This window comes from Mesorhizobium sp. M1365 (assembly GCF_040317865.1).
In the GTDB taxonomy this organism is placed as follows: Bacteria; Pseudomonadota; Alphaproteobacteria; order Rhizobiales; family Rhizobiaceae; genus Mesorhizobium.
Genome location: NZ_JAMYLG010000097.1, coordinates 1 through 3,155 on the forward strand (window position 1 = coordinate 1; position 3,155 = coordinate 3,155).

General features: G+C 63.2%; 3 protein-coding genes. 2 read left to right on the forward strand and 1 reads right to left on the reverse strand.

Features of this window, described 5'->3' with window-relative positions; all coding sequences use genetic code 11:
- Window positions 1-193 precede the first annotated feature (193 nt).
- Complete coding sequence (locus NKH04_RS32985; RefSeq protein WP_353045598.1) at window positions 194-640, forward strand: hypothetical protein; 447 nt, start codon at window positions 194-196, stop codon at window positions 638-640.
- 181 nt (window positions 641-821) lie between these two features.
- Entirely contained in the window at window positions 822-1,163 is a 342-nt protein-coding gene (locus NKH04_RS32990) for a hypothetical protein (RefSeq protein WP_292663955.1), read from the forward strand.
- 64 nt (window positions 1,164-1,227) lie between these two features.
- On the opposite strand, the gene ggt is transcribed toward NKH04_RS32990, so the two are convergent.
- Entirely contained in the window at window positions 1,228-2,964 is a 1,737-nt protein-coding gene (gene ggt / locus NKH04_RS32995; protein ID WP_353045599.1) for a gamma-glutamyltransferase, read from the reverse strand.
- Window positions 2,965-3,155 lie beyond the last annotated feature (191 nt).

The window sequence follows — 3,155 nt, forward strand, 5'->3', positions numbered from 1 at the left end:
CCCCCGGTGGCGGTCCACCCCGGCCGGCCAATTAGCTCCATGAAAATCTCGTAGGTTAAATGCCGGGCCAGTCGTCGCCGCCGGTGCTAAACTGCGGGGGGGGCGACGTATGCGTTAGGCGGTTCCTCGGCGTCGTCGCTCAGCAGGAACCCGCCGTACCGTCGAGGGCCGGGGGGCCTCACAGGCAGTTTCAATGCGAACAATCAGCAGACTTTTTGATTCCCATGACCAGGCGGCGCGAGCCGTCGAAGCACTTCAGGCGGCAGGAATTGCGCGCCACCAGATCAGTATCATCGGACCCTACGACGACGAAATCGGCGCCGTCTTGCGCGGTCCAGGCACCGGTGCCGCCCTTGGCGCGGCGGGTTTGTTGGCCGGCCTCGGCGCCTTCGATATCCCCGGCATCGATCCGCTCGGCGCGGGATGGCTGGCATCGGCCCTCGTCGGTGCAGCCTTGGGCTGCGTTGCCGGCAGACTTTTCGGCGCATTGTCCGATATCGGCAATCAGCCAGGCAAGCCGGATGCCGCACAAGGTGTGATCCTGGTGCTGGCGCATGTCGATGAAAGGCAGGCAGACAGCGCACAGGCGGTGCTTGGGGCTTCCGTTCAGGCAACGCAGTCTTTGGCCAGGGCGGCATGAAGGTTCAGCTCGGGCAAGGCGCTTGACCAGGCCGCGCAGCGGGGCGGCGATCCAAGCGCGAATTCAAAAATCTCTGGCAAGCCGCCGCCAGAAAGTGTTGAACACCGTGCCGATCACATTCGGCGAGCGGTTGCGCTCGGCGAGGCTTGATGATTTGCTGTCGGTTTGCGGAGAACGAATAATGCATGAGCCTGTCGGTCAAGACGAATATGGGTCGACCAGCCCGTTCGATCCGGACGATCTGTCGAGGTTGAACGCAATCGGCCCGAGCGCCGGCAGCAACGATTTCGAGAAATACGCAGTCGCCGTGATCATCGTGTTCGGCGCCCTGATCATCGGTGGCCTGATGGCTGCCGGCTTGAGCTTCGGGCGCCGCAGCACCTTCTTTTTCGCGCTTGGTGGCGCCACCGCGGCATGGATATCCGGCAATGCGCTTCTGCTCGACCGGCCACGCATCTACGCCCTGTTCGTCGGCATCGCGGCGCTGATGCTGATAGCGTCGACGATCGCGCTGGTCACCTGATTCAGAGCGAAATCTTATTGTTGACCATGATCTTATCCGAAAAACCGATTCCCACTTTTGGGGTCTAATACCCGATAGCCTTGCCGGATGCGGCGCGGCTGTCGATGGCGCCATTGTAGCGGGTGCCGCCGCCCTTCTCGATTTCCGCCAGGCTCTTGCCGCCGACCAGGATGCCGGCCGCCTGGCCCCAGGTCGTGTCGGCAAGATCGAGGTGGTAGCCCATGCCGGTGAGCAGCTTTTCGGTATCGGGCGACAGGCCGAAAGGTTCGATATAGACCGTGTCAGGCAGCCATTGGTGATGGATGCGCGGTGCGTCGATGGCCTCCTGGATGTTCATACCGTGGTCGACGACGTTGACGATCGCCTCCAGCGTGATGGTGATGATGCGTGAACCGCCGGGGCTGCCGATGACCATGAACGGCTTGCCGTCCTTGGCGAGGATGGTCGGGCTCATCGAGGACAGCGGCGTCTTTTTCGGCGCGATCGCATTCGCCTCGCCCTGGACCAAGCCATAGAGATTGGGCACGCCGGGTTTCTGGGTGAAATCGTCCATCTCGTTGTTGAGCAGGATGCCGGTGCCGGCGGCGACAACGCCGGCGCCGAAAGAGCCGTTCAGCGTGTAGGTTACCGCGACGGCATTGCCATCATTGTCGATGATCGAAAAATGCGTCGTCTCGTTGCTCTCGCCAAAACCCTTCGGCATCAATTCCTGCGAGACGCCGGCCCGGAACGGATCGATCTTTTCGCGAATTTCCCTGGCGTAATTCTTGTCGAGCAGTTTTGCGACCGGATTGTCGATGAAACCGGGATCGCCGAGCGCCGAATTGCGGTCGACATAGGCGTGGCGCATCGCCTCGACCATGACGTGAACCGTCTCGGCCGAACCGGCGCCGAGATAGGACAACGGATAGAACTCAAGCACGTTGAGGATCTCGCAGATGATGACGCCGCCGGAGCTCGGCGGCGGCGAGGAAATGATCTCGTAGCCGCGATAATTGCAGGTCACCGGCTTGAGCTCGCGCACCGCATAGTTTTCGAAATCAGCCCTGGCCAGAATGCCGCCCTTCTCGCCACTCGCCTTGACGATGGCGTCGGCGGTCGCGCCTTTGTAGAAGGCATCCGCCCCGCGTTCGGAAATGGCGGCCAGCGAAGCCGCGAGGTCGGGCTGAACAAGACGCTCGCCGACAGCATAGGGCTTGCCGTCCGGCTTGAGGAAAATGGCCGCCGCCGCTGGGTCCCTCGCCAACCGCTCGGCGCCGCCCTGGAGCGAGGCCGCATCGCCCTGCTCCAGCACGAAGCCTTCCTTGGCAAAGCGGATGGCCGGCGCCAGCAAGTCCTGCCGCGACAGCGTGCCGTATTTCTCCCGCGCCATCTCGAAACCAGCGACCGAGCCCGGCACGCCGACCGCCAGATAGCCGTCGAGACTGGCGCCTTTTACCGGCTTGCCGTCCTTGTCGAGATACATGGTTTTGGTCGCGGCCAGCGGCGCGCGCTCGCGAAAATCGAGGAAGGTCGAGCGGCCGTCCTTGAAGCGGATGGTCATGAAGCCGCCACCGCCGATATTGCCGGCGGTCGGATAGACCACGGCCAGCGCATAGCCGACGGCGACCGCGGCATCGACCGCGTTGCCGCCCCTCTTCAGCACCTCGACGCCGACCTCAGACGCAAGATGCTGGGCGGTCACCACCATGCCGTGCTCGCCCTTCGCCGGCTGCGGCGAGGCGGCATAGGCGAGGAAGGGTACGAAGGTCAGGGTGAGGGAAAGGCTTACGGCGATTAGCGTTCGGCGGGTGTTGTGCATGGCCGTGCTCCGAGGCGTGGGGTAGGCCTAGGAAACGCGCTTGGAGCGGTTGAGTCTACTGCGAAGATCGAAAGAATCGGGAGGGTTCGCACGCCTGTGCCGGTTCGCCTCGCAACCGCCGTTGCAATCTTCGGCGACTGCAACGGCATGGATCCTAGGGTCTCCGCTGCGTCGCGGAGACCCTAGGATCC

What these genes read in the sequence shown, in the direction of transcription:
- NKH04_RS32985 (WP_353045598.1), top strand. Translation starts at nt 194, where the DNA reads ATGCGAACAATCAGCAGACTTTTTGATTCCCATGACCAGGCGGCGCGA.
- NKH04_RS32990 (WP_292663955.1), top strand. Translation starts at nt 822, where the DNA reads ATGCATGAGCCTGTCGGTCAAGACGAATATGGGTCGACCAGCCCGTTC.
- ggt (WP_353045599.1), bottom strand. Translation starts at nt 2,964, where the DNA reads ATGCACAACACCCGCCGAACGCTAATCGCCGTAAGCCTTTCCCTCACC.